Annotated in this window: 14 protein-coding genes; 9 read left to right on the top strand and 5 right to left on the bottom strand. The window is 69.3% G+C overall.

Features of this window, described 5'->3' with window-relative positions; genetic code table 11:
• Positions 1-7 precede the first annotated feature (7 nt).
• From C5H89_RS06680 to C5H89_RS06700, 6 genes are all read left to right on the top strand, one after another.
• Positions 8-2872 carry an FAD/NAD(P)-binding protein gene (locus tag C5H89_RS06680; RefSeq protein ID WP_205304903.1) on the top strand — a complete coding sequence of 955 codons (2865 nt, stop codon included), beginning with the start codon at positions 8-10 and terminating at the stop codon, positions 2870-2872.
• A gap of 10 nt (positions 2873-2882) precedes the next feature.
• Positions 2883-3029, top strand: coding sequence for a hypothetical protein (locus C5H89_RS18890; protein WP_162799262.1), 147 nt, complete (start codon positions 2883-2885; stop codon positions 3027-3029).
• 173 nt (positions 3030-3202) lie between these two features.
• Entirely contained in the window at positions 3203-4654 is a 1452-nt protein-coding gene (locus C5H89_RS06685; protein WP_240181744.1) for a SulP family inorganic anion transporter, read from the top strand.
• A gap of 175 nt (positions 4655-4829) precedes the next feature.
• Positions 4830-5258 (top strand): PPOX class F420-dependent oxidoreductase, encoded by a 429-nt coding sequence (locus C5H89_RS06690; protein ID WP_104106269.1) that lies wholly within the window; start codon positions 4830-4832, stop codon positions 5256-5258.
• A 480-nt stretch (positions 5259-5738) separates the two neighbouring features.
• Positions 5739-6755, top strand: coding sequence for a magnesium and cobalt transport protein CorA (locus tag C5H89_RS06695; protein WP_104106810.1), 1017 nt, complete (start codon positions 5739-5741; stop codon positions 6753-6755).
• A 136-nt stretch (positions 6756-6891) separates the two neighbouring features.
• Positions 6892-8820 (top strand): VCBS repeat-containing protein, encoded by a 1929-nt coding sequence (locus C5H89_RS06700; protein WP_104106270.1) that lies wholly within the window; start codon positions 6892-6894, stop codon positions 8818-8820.
• A 128-nt stretch (positions 8821-8948) separates the two neighbouring features.
• On the opposite strand, the gene C5H89_RS06705 is transcribed toward C5H89_RS06700, so the two are convergent.
• Entirely contained in the window at positions 8949-9917 is a 969-nt protein-coding gene (locus C5H89_RS06705; protein ID WP_104106271.1) for an alpha/beta hydrolase, read from the bottom strand.
• 171 nt (positions 9918-10088) lie between these two features.
• On the opposite strand from C5H89_RS06705, the gene C5H89_RS06710 reads away from it, so the two are divergent.
• The 3 genes from C5H89_RS06710 to C5H89_RS06720 all read left to right on the top strand — a co-directional run bounded on the left by C5H89_RS06710 (position 10089) and on the right by C5H89_RS06720 (position 12395).
• Positions 10089-10862: an arylmalonate decarboxylase gene (locus tag C5H89_RS06710; protein ID WP_104106272.1), complete on the top strand. Its 774-nt coding sequence runs from the start codon at positions 10089-10091 to the stop codon at positions 10860-10862.
• A gap of 70 nt (positions 10863-10932) precedes the next feature.
• Complete coding sequence (locus tag C5H89_RS06715) at positions 10933-11253, top strand: Dabb family protein (RefSeq protein WP_104106273.1); 321 nt, start codon at positions 10933-10935, stop codon at positions 11251-11253.
• Between the two features lie 44 nt (positions 11254-11297).
• Complete coding sequence (locus C5H89_RS06720; RefSeq protein ID WP_104106274.1) at positions 11298-12395, top strand: NAD(P)H-binding protein; 1098 nt, start codon at positions 11298-11300, stop codon at positions 12393-12395.
• Between the two features lie 17 nt (positions 12396-12412).
• Here C5H89_RS06720 and C5H89_RS06725 read toward each other — a convergent pair whose 3' ends face one another.
• The 4 genes from C5H89_RS06725 to C5H89_RS06740 all read right to left on the bottom strand — a co-directional run bounded on the left by C5H89_RS06725 (position 12413) and on the right by C5H89_RS06740 (position 17087).
• Positions 12413-13129 (bottom strand): hypothetical protein, encoded by a 717-nt coding sequence (locus C5H89_RS06725; protein WP_104106275.1) that lies wholly within the window; start codon positions 13127-13129, stop codon positions 12413-12415.
• A 1-nt stretch (position 13130) separates the two neighbouring features.
• On the bottom strand, positions 13131-14447 hold the full coding sequence (locus C5H89_RS06730; protein ID WP_162799263.1) for a DUF4437 domain-containing protein: 1317 nt from the start codon (positions 14445-14447) through the stop codon (positions 13131-13133).
• 103 nt (positions 14448-14550) lie between these two features.
• On the bottom strand, positions 14551-16083 hold the full coding sequence (locus C5H89_RS06735; RefSeq protein WP_104106277.1) for an AMP-binding protein: 1533 nt from the start codon (positions 16081-16083) through the stop codon (positions 14551-14553).
• Positions 16084-16136: 53 nt separating this feature from the next.
• Positions 16137-17087 carry a hydroxymethylglutaryl-CoA lyase gene (locus C5H89_RS06740; protein ID WP_205304904.1) on the bottom strand — a complete coding sequence of 317 codons (951 nt, stop codon included), beginning with the start codon at positions 17085-17087 and terminating at the stop codon, positions 16137-16139.
• Between the last annotated feature and the right edge of the window lie 35 nt (positions 17088-17122).

Here is a 17122-nt window from a genome sequence, read left to right on the forward strand (position 1 = left end):
TCAGCACATGTCGACATCACCGAGAGCCGCACGAGCGAAGGTGGTCGTCATCGGTGCTGGCGCGAGCGGCACCCTGACCGCCATCCACCTGCTGCGCGAAGCGGGTCGACGCTCCACCGGCCTCGACGTGGTGCTCCTCGATCCCGCGGACCGGTGGGCCCGTGGCGTCGCCTTCGGCACCCCGGACGAAGGTCACCTGCTCAACGTCACCGTGGCCGGGATGAGCGCCCTGCCCGAGGATCCCGCGCACTTCGTCTCCTGGCGGGCCCGGCACGTGGCCGGTTGCGACCCGGACCCCACCGCCTTCGTGCCCCGGCGCCACTTCGCGCTCTACCTCGACGACACGCTCGCCGACGCGATCGCGGCGACGGCGGGGACGGTGGGCATCGAGCACGTCCGTGCCCGCGCCGTCGGCGTCCGGCGCACGTCGACCGGCTGCTCGGTCCTGACCGACCGCGGAGAGATCGAGGCCGACGCCGTGGTGGTCGCCACCGGGCTGCCCCAGGTGGGCCATGGCTGGGCGCCCGAGGAGCTGCGGCAGTCGGCGTTCTTCGTGGCCGACCCCTGGCAGCCCGGCGCGCTGGACGTCGTACGCCGGGACCAGTCCGGTCCCGCCGACGTGCTGGTCGTGGGCTCGGGGCTGACCATGGTCGATGTCGCGCTGTCGGTGGCCGGCCCTGAGGCTCGGCCCGACCGCCGACTGTTCGCCGTGTCCCGGCGCGCGCGCCTGCCCAAGGCGCACCTGTCCACTCCGAAGCTGGCAGCCATCCCCGACATCTCCGACTGGGGCACCACGCTGGAGGAGGTGCGCAAGGCCACGGCCCAGCACATTGAGCAGGTGCAGGAGGCGAGCGGCGACTGGCGCCCCGCGGTGGACGGGCTGCGGTTCCGTGTGGCCACCTTGTGGGAGCGTTTCAGTGAGGAGGACCGCCTGGAGTTCATGGCGCGTGACGCGGGGGAGTGGAACGTCGTCCGTCACCGGATGGCCCCGTCCAGCGCGGTGACCATGCGCGAGATGTGGGAGACCGGTCGGCTCTCGATCGAGGCGGCGGAGGTCGTCGCGGCCGAGCCCCTGCCCCGTGGCGGTCTGTCGGTGACCCTGTCGGACGGGCTCCGTCGCGACGTCGGCTGGGTGGTGAACTGCACCGGTCCGCAGTCCGACATCCGGCTCCTGGGCAACGAGCTGCTCGACGACCTGCTGCGGCCTCGCGCCGGCACCGCCCTGGCCACCATCGCCACCGCCGGGATGGGGTTCCGCACCGACGCCGGTCGCCTGGTCGACTCGGCGGGCACCACGGACGCGCCCCTGTGGACCCTGGGAGCGCTGCGTCGCGGTGAGCTCTGGGAGTCGACCGCGGTGCCGGAGATCCGTACCCAGGCGCTGGCCCTGGCCTCCTCGGTGCTCGATGCCGTGGCTCCGCTGCCGCGCCGGCTGGAGGACGGCCGGCTGGTGGGTGGGCACCACCCGATCGCTCGACCGCGGGACCCGCTCGGCCTGCCGCTGTCCTCGACCGCCGAGGCGGCGGCGGCGTACAACGCCGGACTGGAGCGCGTGATGCGCTTGCAGTCCGGCGGGGACGAGCTGATCCGCGAGGCCGCCAGGCTCGATCCCGACTTCGCGATGGCGCACGCGGCCCTGGCGATGCTGGGCCACGAGGCCGGCGCCGAGGCGGACGTGCGCGCCTCGCTGGAGGCGGCTCAGCAGGCCGTGGGTCGACGAGGCGATGCCCGCGAGCGCAGCTTCGTCGACGTGGTGACGCGCCGCGTCGACGACGTGCGCCGCTCCGGGGCCCAAGCCCTGATGTCGCACATCGCGAACTATCCGCGGGACGTGCTGGCCGTCTCCGCGGCCGTGCCGACCATCGCCTTCTCCGGGGTCACCGACGTACAGCGCGAGTCCTGGGAGCTGGTGGAGGGTCTCGCCCCGGCGTACGGCGACCACTGGTGGTACATCTCGCTGCTCGCCTTCACCCGGCAGGACCAGAGCCGCTTCGAGGAGGCGGGGCTCCTCGCGGAGAGCGCCCTGTCGTGCGAGCCCTCGTCGGGGCACGCGGTGCACGCCCTGACCCACGTGATGTACGAGACCGGACAGCACGAGGCAGGCCGGGTGTGGCTGGACCACTGGGTCGCCGAGAGCGGCCGGTCCGCCAGCCACCGGGCGCACTTCTCCTGGCACGCCGCGTTGCACGAGCTCGCGCTGGGCGACACCGAGGCGGTACGTCGGCGCTACTACTCCCAGCTCGCCCCGCCCGGGGTCTGTGGCGTCCGCTCCCTGGTGGACTCCGCGTCCCTGCTGTGGCGCTGGGGGGTCACCACCGCGGAGTGGGACACCGCGGCAGCTGACGTGCTGGGCGTGCCGCCGGCGTTCGCGGGCGAGGGAAGTGCGCCGCCGATGCGGTCCATCCTGGACTCCCTGTCCGGTCCTGACGCGGAGCTCTTGCTGAGGCCGCAGACGCCCTTCGTGGCGATGCACGCCGCGGTGGCCCTGACCGGCGCCGGTGACGGCGCTCGGCTGGCCTCGCTGCGCGAGCACTGCGCGCGCTCCTCGGACACCGTCGTGGCCGGGGTGGTGACGGCGTGCTGCGACGCGCTGGCAGCGGTGCTGGAGCAGCGCTGGGCCGAGGCCGCCCAGCTGCTCACAGACCTGATGCCGGTGCTCGGGAGCGTCGGCGGGTCGGCGGCGCAGCGCGAGGTGATGGAGGAGACGCTGCTCTTCTGCCTCGTGCACGCGGGGCAGGCCGAGCCTGCCGCGACGCTGCTGGAGCGGCGCCTGGATCGTCGCCCGTCGCCGTTGGACCAGCGTCGGCTCGACGTGCTGGGGCGAGCGCAGGGGGCCGGCGCCGCTCGGGTCCCCGCGGGCAGTGGAGCCTGAGCAGGCACCGGTGGACGCCGCGACCCTGCTGTTCACGGTCGCCGGGGCCGGCACAGTGATCCTGCTGGTGCTCTACGAGCAGTTCCAGGCCGTGCCGGGCGCGGCGGTCGCCTTCCTGGCCGCCCGGCTGATCCTGGGGTGGGCGGACCCCGGGTAGGTCCGCGAGGGCGGGTGCGGAGCTGCCTCCGGCCAGGTCAGTACGCTGGATCCGGTCCTCGTTGCCGGGAGCCGCCCGCAAGCCCGAAGGAGCCCCGCGTCTTGAGCACACCTGCCCTGCCACGTGCAGCCGTCCAGGATTCCGCGCTCAACACCGAACCCACCGTCCGTGCCGTGCTGCGCTCACCCCGGCTGCTGCGCACCGAGGTCCTCGGCGGCCTCGTGGTGGCGCTGGCCCTGATCCCCGAGTCGATCTCGTTCTCCATCATCGCCGGGGTCGATCCCCGCGTGGGTCTGTTCGCCTCGTTCACGATGGCGGTCTCCATCGCCTTCCTCGGCGGGCGCCCGGCGATGATCTCGGCCGCGACCGGGGCTGTCGCCCTGGTGGTGGCCCCCGTGGCCCGCGACCACGGCCTGGACTACCTCATCGCGACGGTGATCCTGGCGGGGGTCCTGCAGGTCGCCCTGGGCCTGGCCGGGGTGGCCCGGCTGATGCGGTTCATCCCACGCTCGGTGATGGTCGGGTTCGTCAACGCCCTGGCGATCCTGGTCGTCGTCGCCCAGGTCCCCTACCTGGTCGACGTGCCCTGGTTGGTCTATCCCCTGACCGTCGCGGCCATCGCCGTGATCGTCGCGCTGCCCAGGATCACCAAGGCGGTGCCCGCGCCGCTGGTGGCGATCGTGGCCCTGACGGTGTTCACCGTCCTCGGAGGGCTGGACGTGCCGACGGTCGGCGACGAGGGGGAGCTGCCCCAGAGCCTTCCGTCGCTCCTGCTGCCGGACGTGCCGTGGAACCTGACGACCTTGGAGATCATCGCCCCGTACGCGCTGGCGATGGCCCTCGTGGGTCTGCTGGAGTCGCTGCTGACGGCCAAGCTGGTCGACGACATCACCGACACCGGCTCCAACAAGACCCGCGAGGCCATGGGGCAGGGCGTCTCGAACGTGATCACCGGCTTCTTCGGCGGCATGGGCGGGTGCGCCATGATCGGCCAGACGATGATCAACGTGAAGGCATCAGGTGCCCGAACCCGGATCTCCACCTTCCTGGCCGGGGTATTTCTGCTCGTCCTCGTCGTCGGGTTCGGGGACGCCGTGGCGGTGATCCCCATGGCGGCGCTGGTCGCCGTCATGGTGATGGTCTCGGTGGCGACCTTCGACTGGCACAGCATCCGTCCCGCCACTCTGGCCCGGATGCCCAAGTCCGAGACCACGGTGATGCTCGCGACCGTGGCGGTCACCGTCCTCACCCACAACCTCGCCATCGGAGTGGGGGTGGGAGTGCTGGTGGCCATGACCCTGTTCGCGCGTCGGGTGGCGCACGTGACCGAGACCCGCCGCGAGCTCCTCCAGGACGAGGCCGGCACCACCACTGCGGTCTACACCGTGACCGGCGCGCTGTTCTTCGCCTCCAGCAACGACCTCTACGAGCAGTTTGAGTACGCCGCTGATCCCGAGCGCGTCGTGATCGACCTGAGCCGGTCCCACATCTGGGACGCCTCCACGGTCGCTGCCCTGGATGCGATCACCACCAAGTACGAGCGCAAGGGCAAGACGGTGCTTATCGTGGGCCTCGACGAGGCCAGTGCCGAGCGGCACGGACGACTCAGCGGCGCCCTGAGCTGAGGACGGTCCCGACCCGGCTCCACGCGGCGGGCACCGGTCGCGTCGGCGTCGGCCTGCACCCGTTCCTCGGTCGGCTCCGGGCCTCGGACGGTAGTCCCTGACCGGTCCCGGGTACACACCTCCAGGGCCCAACGACCCCGCGACCAGCCCACTCCCTCGATGAACGGATACCCAGATGCCTCCCACGTCCCTGACTGACAAGGCCCGGCAGATGCTGGAGAAGGCCAACCCGGCCGTGATCGCGACCGTCCGCTCCGACGGCCAGCCGGTCTCGGCGGCCACCTGGTACCTCCTGCGCGAGGACCGCATCCTCGTCAACATGGACGAGGGTCGCAAGCGACTCGGCCACCTCAGGAAGGAGCCCCGCGTCTCGCTCACGGTCCTCGACGAGTCCTCGTGGTACACGCACGTCACGCTCATCGGTCGCGTCGTGGAGATCTACGACGACGAGGGACTCGCGGACATCGACGCCTTGTCCGCGCACTACACGGGTGAGCCCTACGCCCAGCGTGACCGCGCACGCGTGAGCGCCTTGATCGAGATCGAGCGCGTCCACGGCTGGGGAGCGCAGAAGAACAACGACCAGCCCGACGGTAGCCGGTAGCGGCTGGGGAGTACGGCACACCCGAACGCAGGTGTCCGCTGGCGAAACCCGGTGGCCGCACACGCAGGCGGCCGACGTGCGGAAGGCGGGATGACGGTAGCGCCGCTCGACGGCGGGCCGTGGGCGCCTTGGGTCCCGCGCAAGGGCTGATCGGATACGGGGGAGTGCCTCACGTTCCCGTCCGTGCCAGGGATCAGTTGGGCATCACGAAGAAGGTGCGGCCCACCGTACCGCTTTCTCGATCCGGTGAGCCTGGCGAAGCCTCAGTGCGCGACCTGAGGTGTCCGCGTGTCGCAGTCTTACCCGAAACCTCCGTGGACTAAGCACGGCACCACAGGCGCTCAGCCGCCGGGGTCGAGGAGGCAGCGGGTGGGAGACCGCGATTGAGGGCCCGTGCTCACGCAGCAGCCGCTGATTCTTGACGGGATCCTGACGCCTATGTCCGGCCTCCTCCGTCGTTCTCGTGCCAGCGTTGGGGCCATGGGAATTGTGCACAACGCCGTCTACTGCGGGGACGGTCGCAAGCTGGAGCCCGAATCTCTCGAGGTGACCTACGAGCTCCTGCGGGACCGGCACGGGATGGGTTGGATCGGTCTGTATCGGCCGTCGCGTCGAGAGATCGATTCCATCGCGGAGGAGTTCTCGCTGCACCCGCTTGCCATCGAAGACACCGTCAGCGCACACCAGCGACCCAAGATGGAGCGGTACGGGGGAGTGCTGTTCACCGTGCTGCGTCCCGCTTCCTACGTGGCTGCCGAGGACCGGATCGAGCTGGGGGAGCTGCATGTGTTCACCGGTCCGGACTTCGTGGTCACCGTGCGGCACGCGGAGTCACCGGATATCGCGAGGATCCGTCGCCGCATGGAGGCTGACCCCGACTTGCTGGCGCTGGGGCCGGAAGCAGTGCTGTACGCGATCCTGGACCAGGTCGTCGACGAGTACGAGCCGGTCGTCGACGGGCTCGAGGTCAGCATCGACGAGATCGAGTCGGCCGTCTTCGCCGAGGACGGGGGGGTGTCACGACGGATCTATGCGCTCTCGCGCGAGCTGGCAGGCTTCCAGCGGGCTACGCGACCGCTTCTTGCGATGCTCGAGGGGCTCACCGACGGCTTCGAGAAGTACCAGGTGGACGAAGAGCTGCGTCGTTCCCTGCGCAACGTCGAGGACCACACCATCCGCGTGATTGAGCGGGTCGAGGGTCTCCGCGTGCTCCTGCAGAACATCCTGACGGTGAACGCGACCCTGGTCGGGCAACGGCAGAACGAGGAGATTCAACGGCTCACCGAGTCCAGCCTGCGTCAATCCGAGGAGGTGAAGCGGATCTCCTCGTGGGCAGCGATCCTCTTCGCTCCCTCGCTGGTCCCGACGGTCTACGGCATGAACTTCCAGGTGATGCCCGAGCTCGACTGGCGACTCGGGTATCCCTTCGCCTTGTTGATGATGGCCCTGATGTGCGCACTGTTGTACGTGGTCTTCCGCCGAAAGGGGTGGCTGTGACGGGTCTGGGCACCAGGACCCGAAGGGCCCCGGGGAAGCAAGGGCCTCCACCTGCGAAGGTGAAGGCCTCGTCACTAGATAAGATATATTCTCACGAATTGTGGTGTGCGCCACTAATTTCTGAGGGGACAGTCCCGTGACCAGTTCAGCAACCCGAGGCTTCGCCACATCCGTCGTCCTGGCGCTGGGGGCGGCTGCGGTCGTGGCGCTGCCGCTCCTGCCACTCGGTGCCGACGCGGATGCGAGCGGCCCGAACTTCGTCCGCTGGGATGTGGACACCGGTGTGAGCGGTGCGGCGTTCACCTCCGTCGGTGAGGTGTTCCCCGGGGAGCGGAACATCGTCACCGCAGGCTATGGAGCGCTCGCGAACGGCGTACCTGCCGGAGGCGGCACGCTCCAGGTCTACCGGCCTGGAAGGAATCTGGGCGAGTGGCACAAGGTGGAGGTCTTCGGGACGACGGAGCAGATCATCTTCCCCAATCGCCCGACGGTCGCTGACGTCGACGGCGACGGGCTCAACGACCTGGTGGTGCCCTCGGGCTACTTCTTCGACACCAATCCCAGCAACGACGGTGGAGCGCAGGCGCGCAGCGCCATCACCTGGTGGAAGAACAGGGGGCTCGACGCCGCGGGGAACGCACGGGGGTTCGTCCGCCATGACCTGGTGACAGGGCAGGGTCCCTCCTACCACGGCGTGGAGGTGGTCGACCTGGACGGTGACGGAGTGCGCGACCTGGTGACGACCGCCGAGGCGGGCATGGTCGCCGATGACCAGTACGACGACACCGTACGACTGCAGTACCTGCGGGGTCTCGGCGATGCGCGCTTCGCGGCACCGGTGACCCTGGCCGAGGGGTCCGGGGGCAGTCTCCCCACCGTGGCCGACGTGGACGGCGACGGGCGTCAGGACATCGTCTCCTCCCAGTACTTCAAGCTCAACTACACCGACGGGGACGCCGCGTCCTTCATGTGGTTCCGCCAATCCGGGGACGCCTCGTCCGGTCTGAGCGCATCCAATTTCACCAAGCACCCGATCACGACGTTCGGTCAAGCCGGCTTCGGTTTCCAGATCCGTCCGGTCCCGGGATTCCGAACGCCTGGCACGGTGTCCTGGATCGGGACCAATCACCAGGGTCGGTGCTTCGTTCAACGATTCCTCAGCACCGTGATCCCCGGCGCGATCGATGTTCCGGAGATGGTGATGGAGTTTGTGCCAGGCGCGGACCTCACGGCTCCGTGGACGGTCAAGGAGCTCTCCCTCCCAGAGGTTCCGGCAGCTGACCCAACCGCCTGCGACCCTGCCTTCAACGTCCGCAACTCGCCCGTGGCTATCCACCCGACCGGCCACATCACCTCGCGTTCAGCCGCTGGGCAGGCCGCCCCCGGCGTCTTCGGGCATGGAGACCTCGACGGGGACGGGGATATCGATCTCGCGGTCTCCGGTGACGGAGATCGCCGCCTGTTCTGGATCGAGCAGCGTCCGGGCCAGGCCAAGGACACCGTCCTGCACACGTTGACGGCGCCGGGTGAGCAGTTCGGCCAGTCCGGCGGTGGTGTCGTGGAGGACCTCAACAAGGACGGCGTGCCCGAGCTGATCTTCTCCTCGTTCGACACCAACACTGTCGCCCTGTGGACTGCGGGCGCAGAAGAGCAGTCCCAGCCGCCCCAGCAGCCCTCTCCGACGGCCCACCCGAGTCCTACGCCGCTCCCTACGCCGCTTCCACAGGCGACGACGTACCGGACGAGGCTGAAGGCGACAGGACCGGCGAAGCGACCCGTCGCCGGTCGCGCAAGCACCTGGCGGGTCAGGCTCAGCGGAACCCACCCCGAGAAGACCCGCCTGGTGGCGGCCACCTTCCGTGCCACGGGCGCGAAGCGGGCGAGAAAGGTGGGGATCGTGAGGCTGCGTCCACGCGAGGGCAGGAGTCACGCGGGCCGGCTGACCTGGCGCCCCAGACGTAATGGCGTGCTCATCCTCCGCTACGCGGGAGGCGAGGTGTCCGTGCTGGTTGGGGAGCGGGCGTCCCGGACCACGGTGAGGGTCAAGGTGCGCGCTCGCCGGTGACCATGCGGGGCGGCGCACCTCCAGCATTCCGCCTCGAGACCGACGAGGATGTTCGACGAGATCGAGTTCAGCTCATGTGCGGGCTCATCGGGCCCCTTGAGCAGGTCTGGTCAAGGGGCCCGAGGGACTCAGCGGATCGGCGCCGCGAGGGGCAGGCTCCGGTCGACGAGCTCCTTCACCTTGGTGCCGCAGGTCGAGACCACGGCTGCGTCGGTGCAGTAGTAGGCCGACGTGCGGCTGCCGGTCGCCAGGTCCTTGGCCCAGGAGGAGCCGAAGTCCCGCAGTCGCGCAGTCTGGGTCGCGTTGGCCGAGCAGCCAGCGCCGATGACGCCGATGGCATCGGTGTTCTCACCCTCGACGTCGATGTGGCAGCTGCCGCCCGTCGGGATGCCGAGGGTGTACTTGCTCCACACCAGCTGGATGCCGACGTAAGGGTTCGCCAGTCCTATCAGGGCCTCCGCGGAGTTGTTGAAGAGGTTGGTGACGCTGGGGCGGGCGGTCACGGCGAGCACGGGACGCTTGCCGCCGTCAGAGATGGCCTGCAGGTTCGCGGTGAAGCCGCCGGCCGCGACCGGGTCGAAGAGGATCGCGCCGGCAAAGTTGTTGTAGCCGTTGGCGTCGAGCCGGCTGCCCAGCTCGCTGGCGAAGTGGCCGCCGGCCGAGTGGCCGCCGACGACGTAGCGCCGCGGCAGGGGCTTGCCCGCCGGGGGAGTGAGCGCGCGTTGAGTCATGAGGTCACCGAGTGCAGCGGCGAGCTCCGGGTTGCCAGCAGTCATGTCGCCGTTGACGCACAGGACCATCACGCCCTTCTCGGCGATCGCCTTGCTGGTGCCGCGCAGGTTGCCGCAGCCACGGCTGAAGCCGTGGTTGAGGACCATCAGCGCGGAGGCGCTGCCGGAAGGCAGATACCAGTCGGCGCTGTGGCTGGCACCGTCGACCACGATCTGGGTGTTCACACAGGAGCTGGTGGAGGAGGAGTAGTTGTTGCACGCCACTGGGGCGGCGGCTTGGACGCCGGGGGCGAGTGCGATCAGCCCGCTGGCCATGGTGCCGGCGGCCATCAGTCCTGCGAAGACTGCCTTCATCTGCTTCTTCATGAGCTCTCCGAGGTTCGTGACGCGGCAGGGGTCCGCATCTCATGGCAACCTAGGGATGACAAGCGCATGATGATATATGGCATATGATCTAAGAACGGAATGTGACCAAACCGTGACCTTGATCCCTTCGCGTCGATGCTTCGACCCCCGGATGCACACCAGGAGTGCGCCATGACGTTTGCCCCAGTTCAGGGTGCTCTGACCGCTGCCCCTGGCACCAAGGGGATCCGGTTCGCCCTGGTCCTGCCCTCCACCAACACCTCGGTTGAGCGGGAGGTTCACCACCTCCGTCCTCAGGACTGCTCCTGGCATACCGGCCGCATCATGATCAAGGCGCCCGCGCTGGACTCGGCCGACGCCTTCGGTGCCTTCCGTGAGTGCCTCAACGAGGCGATGCCGGCTGCCCTGGAGACGGTGATGACCTGCAAGCCGGACTACATCGTGATGGGCATGTCGGCCGAGACCTTCTGGGGCGGTGTCGTCGGCAATGCGGCGTTCGAGCAGGGAGTGCGGGACCTGACGGGTCTTGAGGTGACGACCGGCGCCACCGCGGCGGGGGAGGCCCTCAAGGCGTTCGGCGCGAAGCGGATCGGCGTGGTCACGCCGTACCAGCCGGTGGGGGACGAGCAGGTCGTCGCCTACTTCACCGAGCTGGGCTACGACGTCGCCGCGATCACCGGTCTCTGCTCGGAGAGCGCCACGTCCATCGCCGACGAGACCCCCGAGGACCTGCGGCGGGCCTTCCTCTCCGTGGACGGGCCGGACGTCGACGCGCTGATCCAGTGCGGCACCAACCTGGAGTGCATCGCGGTCGCTGCGGAGCTCGAGCGCGAGCTCGGCAAGCCGGTCATCGCGATCAACGCCGCCACGGTGTGGCACGCGTTCCGCGTCAACGGGATCCAGGACAAGTTCCAGGGCCACGGCTCGCTGCTCGAGCTGCACTGAACCAGTGCTGCCCTGAACCAAGCTCCACTCGACCGAGTTCCAGTTCCACTGAGCCAGATCGGATCTGAAGATGTTCAACCACGTAGGTCACCTCACCCTGTCCGCCGACGTCACCGACGCCCAGGTCGAGGCCATCGCCGCGGGCCTGCTCGCCCTGCCAGGACGGATCCCGGGCTTGGCGGAGGCCGAGGTCGTCGGTGATGCCGGGCTGAGTGAGGGAAACGCCAGCCTGCGCTTCCACATGCGCTTCGACTCTCAGGCGGACTGGGAGTCCTACCGGACGCACCCGGCTCACGTGGCGGTGGTCAAGGAGAGCATTGCTCCGGTGCTGGCGGGCAAGGCGTTCGTGCAGTTCGAGGACTCCGCTGTGCGAAAGTCCTCCGCCGCCTGAGCACATCATGGCGCGGCACAGGCAATGCAATATATGATCTATACATGGCATTCAGCACGATAACCAACCTTGATGTGGACGCCGCGCAGCAGCACAGCCGCGAGCTCCTCGACCGTTTGCTCACCACCGACTCCCAGACCTACGTCACCGGGCCACGCGGTCTCGGCGCGGGCGAGCGGGTCCTCGTGCTGGGAGGTACCGGATACATCGGCCGCGCGCTGCTGCCCGAGCTCGTGGCCCGTGGCTACCCGGCCGCGGTGCTGGCCCGCTCCGCGGAGGTGAAGAACGACGCCGAGTTCGCCGGCGTCGAGGTCGTGGTGGGTGACCCCACCCGCGCCGGGGACGTGGCCGACGCGGTTGCCGCGTCACCCACGGCGGTGGTGATCTCGCTGCTGAGCGGCCGGCGCCCCAACGATGCCGAGGAATGTCGTCTGGTCGACCACGAGGCTGTGGTCAATGGCATCAAGGCGTCCGTCGAGCACCAGGTCCAGCAGTTCATCCACATCAGCGACTTCGGTGCCTATCGTCCCGAGCTCATCCCGCAGGTCTACAAGCTGCAGGTCGAGGGCGAGCTGATCGGCCAGCACCATGGATCGCTGCCCTGGACGATCATCCGGCCGACCGCCTATTACCCCTACCTGTCGATGACCTTCGGTGATGTCAAGAACGGCGAGAAGTACCGCATCTTCGACCATGGCGAGTACAGCGTGGTCAACCCGATCGCTCGCGAGGATCTCGCCGAGTTCATCGTCAACCAGGTCCTCGACAGTGACGCGCTGGGCCGCGTCCTCCCGGTGGGCGGTCCCTGGGTCCCCGACAACGTGGTGACCCTCAAGGAAGCCGGTCAGATGATGTTCGACATCACCGGACGTGAACCGGACTGGGACGTGGTCGCGATGGCGACGTGGGACAAGAAGATCGCCCGACTCACCCGCCTTGGCAAGGTCGTCAAGAAGCTGGAGCCGGTGGCGTTCTACCTCGAGGCCGCCAAGTACTGGTCGGTGGTGGACCATGTCGCGCCGGCCTACGGCTCCCGGACGCTGCGCGGCTTCATGGAGAAGCTCAAGGATCGTGAGTTTCCCACCGGCAGCTTCCGGGAGCGGATGAAGAGCGGCACGAACATGATGCCCACCGACGTCTGAGGGCTCTTGGGGGCTCCTCAGAAGGCGGCGGTGCCGGGCTTGATCACGCCCAGCACCGCCGCCAGCACGACCATGGCCCAGATGCCGTACACCCAGGGCTCGCTCCGACGGATCGAGCCCTGGATGCCGTCTTCGACCTCTGGGGTCGAGCCGGTCGTCAGCAAGGCCCCGAAGGCGGGGCCGAACGGGCGCAGGGCCCGGCGAATCATCACTCCGCAGAAGACGCACAGGCCGTAGGCGAGCACCTTGCCGCCGAGCCACTTCGGGTTGGTCTCGACCCCGAAGGGCTCGGCCGCCACCAGCGCGTAGGCCCCCACCGCGACCAGTGCCAACGAGAGCAGCCAGCGCACGTAGAGGTCGGCCCGGTGGTAGACGTGCCCGCGGCGGCTGTCGCCGCCGCGGGCCTCGAGCAGCGAGACGGTCAGCCAGCTGAGCGTGCCGACCCATGCCAGCGCCAGCATCCAGCCGGTCAGGAAGAACTCGTCCCCGAGCGGCCCGTAGAACATCAACGTCAGGCCGCTGGCGCCGAACAGGATCAGCGACACGCGTGGCGCCATGTCGCAGCCGACCATGATCTTCGCGGCGATCGCCCGGCTCTCCGGCTGCAGCTCCGGCTTGATGATGAACCGGCTCGCGTAGTAGACGCCGAGGTCGCCCCCGAGCCAGTACACGAAGAGCAGGATGTGCAGCAGGATCGCCAGGGTGTGTCCGTTGAGGCCGTGGGCTACCTCCACCTCACATCCCGTCGCCGTCCCAGCGCCCGCGGGAGCGGCTGCGCACCGGGAGGCTGGAGATGATGGGTGCGGGGATCGGGTCGCCCTTCTTCCAGGGCCGGCCCTGGCCCCAGTTGTGGGCGCCGGCGTCGGTGCGCTCGTCGGCGTGCTCGGTGGCAGCGCCACTCCAGCCCCAGTCGAGGTTGATCGACTCGCGGGTCGGCTCGACGTCGGACTGGTCGCCGTGCGAGTGGTCAGCACCGTGCTCGTGCGAGTGGTCGTGATCGTGATCGTGATCGTGATCGTGGTCGTGCGAGTGACCCTCGTGCCCGCCGTGACCGCCCTGGAGATTGAAGGCGTCGAGCGCCTTGGCGATCGCGATCGCGGAGCGGTCGGCGCCGGCGCCGTGGTGCCTGACGGGGGTGTCGTAGCGGCCCTGGTCCTTCTGGAACTGCCACGAGGCGGTCAGCTGGCGCATGTCCTCGTCGGTGCGCCAGGGCTGCGCCAGGTCGTGGGTGGAGCTCGACCAGGGGAGGGCGGGGTGCGGGCTGTCGTCCAGGCCCTCGGGCCCGTAGTTGACGCCCTCGCCGCCCCAGCGCACCCACTCGTTCTGGGTGTACCAGTTGGCCAGCTCGCCATCCGAGCGCAGCAGCCAGGTGGCGCCGCCCTCCATCGTGGTGAAGTGGCCGTGCTTGACCCGCGCGGGGCGGAAGAAGTAGGTGCCCAGGTCGAGGGTGCCGAAGTTGTACTCCATGTGGCCCTGGGTCGTGTAGGCCTCCTCGTAGCAGGGGTGGTGGGCCAGGCGGTGGTCGGCCCAGCCCTCCTGTGCGTGGACCAGCCGGGTGTAGAACCCCGTGGTCGGGTCGACGTGGAGGTACTTGATGAAGAGCCCCGGCATCGGGCCGGGGTTGGGTACGGCGTCCCAGGTCATCGCCTCGGAGTCGATGACGATGACCTCCTCGCGCGAATCCGCCCAGGGGGTGGCGCCGGCGAGCGAGTCGACCGCGTCGAAGCCGGCGTCGCCGTACTCGCGGTAGTGCAGGAGCTTCGTGCCCTCGGCGATCCGCAGGTAGTCGTTGGGCACGCCCTTCGGGGCGTAGACGTAGCCGCCCTTGCCGATCTTGCGGCCGCCGTAGTCGATCTCGCCCTCGAGCACGTAGTACTCGGTGTTGGCGTGGTGGATTCCGGGCCCGCGGCCCCATTCGGTGTGGAAGTCGACTCGCAGGGAGGACGAGCCGTCCTCCTCGTCAACCGAGAGCCGGCGCTCGCTGGCGCGGCCCTCGCCGCCGGGCAGCTCGGCGGCGTGCCAGACGTAGTCGTCTTCCTGGATCAGTTCCACATGGGGTCGCACGAATCCTCCGTAGCTAGTTGGGGTATATATGATATCTAAACACAAGTCGTGACCCAGGAACACGTCCGTGTCTTGGCTGGCGAGAGGTCTTTCAGGCCGGGGGCCTCAGGTCGCGTTTGACGACCTTGCCGCCCGCGTTGCGGGGCAGCGCGTCGGCCCGGTACCAGCGCCGGGGCACCTTGTAGCCAGCCAGGCGCGCGCGGCAATGTTCCTCGAGCGTCTCGGGATCCAGGGTGGCGCCCGGTGCCAGGACGACGTGCGCCACCACCGTCTCGCCCCACGTCTGGTCCGGCTCGCCGACCACGGCGCTCTCCAGCACGCTGGCGTGTCCGGCGAGCACCTCCTCGATCTCCCTCGGGTACACGTTGGTGCCGCCGGAGATGATCAGGTCCTTCTTCCGGTCCACGATGGAGATGAAGCCGTCCGCGTCGCGCACCGCGATGTCACCGCAGGTCACGAACCCGTCCTCGGTGGTGCAGGCGGCGGTGGCCTCGTCGTCATCGAGATAGCCGTTCATCAGGTACGGCGAGCGGCTGAACAGCTCACCGGGCTCCCCGGGGCCGACCTCGCAGCCAGCCTCGTCCACGAGGCGCACCTCGGTGAGGTACCACGGATGGCCGACCGAACCGGGCCGCTCCCGCATGTGCACCGGGCGCAGGTTGGTGATGATGCCGGACTCGGTCGAGCCGTAGAGCTCGTGCACCCCGCACGCCGGGAACCGCTCCATCACCCACTGCTTGAGCTCCCAGGGGAGCGCCGCGGCGTTGAAGTACAGGGTGTCGAGGCTGGACAGGTCGCGACTCGCGAACGCCTCGTCGGCGAGGGCGCGCAGGCCCTGGGCGTGGGTGGGGACCAGGAACGCGGACTGGACGCCGTCCTTCTCGACCAGGTCCAGGAAGGCCAGCGGATCCCAGCGGTTCAGCATGCTGACCGTGCCGCCGGTGTGCACCGGTGCGTAGCCGAAGGCGAAACCCGCGCCGTGGTACATCGGGGCCACCGCGGCGGAGACCCTGCCGTTGGCGAGCCCCCACTCCAGCGCGCTCATCATGAAGGTCAGCGCCCGGCTCCGGTGCGAGATGACCACACCCTTCGGGCGACCGGTCGTCCCCGAGGTGTAGGTGATGCAGAACGGGTCGTGCTCACCGACGGCGACCGCGGGGTCGATCGCGGAGGCCGAGGCCAGCGCGTCCTCGTACTCCTTGCCGAGGCTGGACCCGTCCAGGCTCAGGCAGGCCAGCCCGCGCTCGTTGACCACGTCGGCGACGATGGGCGCGAGCGCGTCGTCCAGCACGACGATGCGAGCACCGCTGTGTTCCAGGATGTTCGCCGCCTCCGCAGGGGTCAGCCTCGGATTCAGCGGCACCATCACCAGCCCGGCCTTGGCGATGCCCGCCGCGACCTCGGGGTATTCCAGGCGGTTGCCCAGGAGCACCGCGACCCGGTCGCCGGGGGTCAGGCCCATCGAGATCAGGTGCTGGCTGAGGCGGCTGGAGCGTTCGTGGGTCTGGGCGAACGTGAGCCGCCTGTCGCCGTCGATCACCGCAGTGGCGCGCGGAGTCGCGGCGGCGTACTCGCGCAGGCCGCTGACGATCGACAGCGGTGCTCCGCCGGTCTGGACTGCCATCTGCAACTCCTGGTCTCGCGGGTGGGTCTTCGCGGGTACGTCTGGGTGGGGGGTCAGGCGGATGGGAACCAGCCGGCGCGGCCGAGCATGGCCGGCGCCTGGGGGAGCCCGAGCTGCTCGGAGATCCAGGTGCCGGTCGCGGCGACCTGGGTGGCGTCGATCTCCGCTCCGTCCAGACGGTGGGAGTTCACCCGGATGCCGCTGCGGGCCAGCAGGTAGAGCAGGTCCTCGGTAGCGATGTTGCCGGTGGCGCCGGGCGCGAACGGGCAGCCGCCGATGCCCCCGGCGGAGGCGTCCAGCACCGAGATGCCCGAAGCGACCGCAGCGACCGCGTTCGCGTATCCGGTGTTCCGGGTGTTGTGGAAGTGCGCGCGCAGAGGCACGCTCACGTTCAGGGAACGCAGTGCGGAGACGAGTGCGGTCACCTGGGCGGGGACGCCGACGCCGATGGTGTCGGCGATGGCCAGCTCGTCGGGCGCGCCGTCGAGACAGCCGCGCGCGACCTCGACCACCCGCTCGGTGGAGACCTCGCCGTCGAACGGACAGCCGAACGCCGCCGCAATGATCACGCTCGTCTTGAGCCCGGCGGACCGGGCGTCGGCCGCGATCTCGTGCCAGGCCTTCACCTGCGCTGCAGTGTCCGCGCCCTGGTTGCGCAGCGCCAGGCCGTCGGAGGCGACGACCACGGCGGTCACCTCGTCACACCCCGCGGCGATGGCGCGGTCGAGGCCGCGACGGTTGAGCACCAGTCCGATCCGGCTCAGGTCGGGCTCGTCGCGCAGCTCGGAGAGCAGGGCCTCGGCGTCGGCCATCTGGGGCACCCGGTCGGGGCGGGCGAACGCGGTGACCTCGATGCGCCGGATACCGGCGGCCACGCTGCGACGCACGAGCTCGGCCTTGGTCTCGGTGGACAGCACCCGCTTCTCGTTCTGCAGGCCGTCACGAGGCGACACCTCGACGATCTCCACCTGGGGTGGACCTGCCTGACGCCCTTGTGTGATCACTGCCCACTCCTCGAAAGATGACTGCCGAGCATCAC

Origin of the sequence: Nocardioides sp. 616, from assembly GCF_002930065.1 — a bacterium.
GTDB classification, from domain to species: domain Bacteria; phylum Actinomycetota; class Actinomycetes; order Propionibacteriales; family Nocardioidaceae; genus Nocardioides; species Nocardioides houyundeii.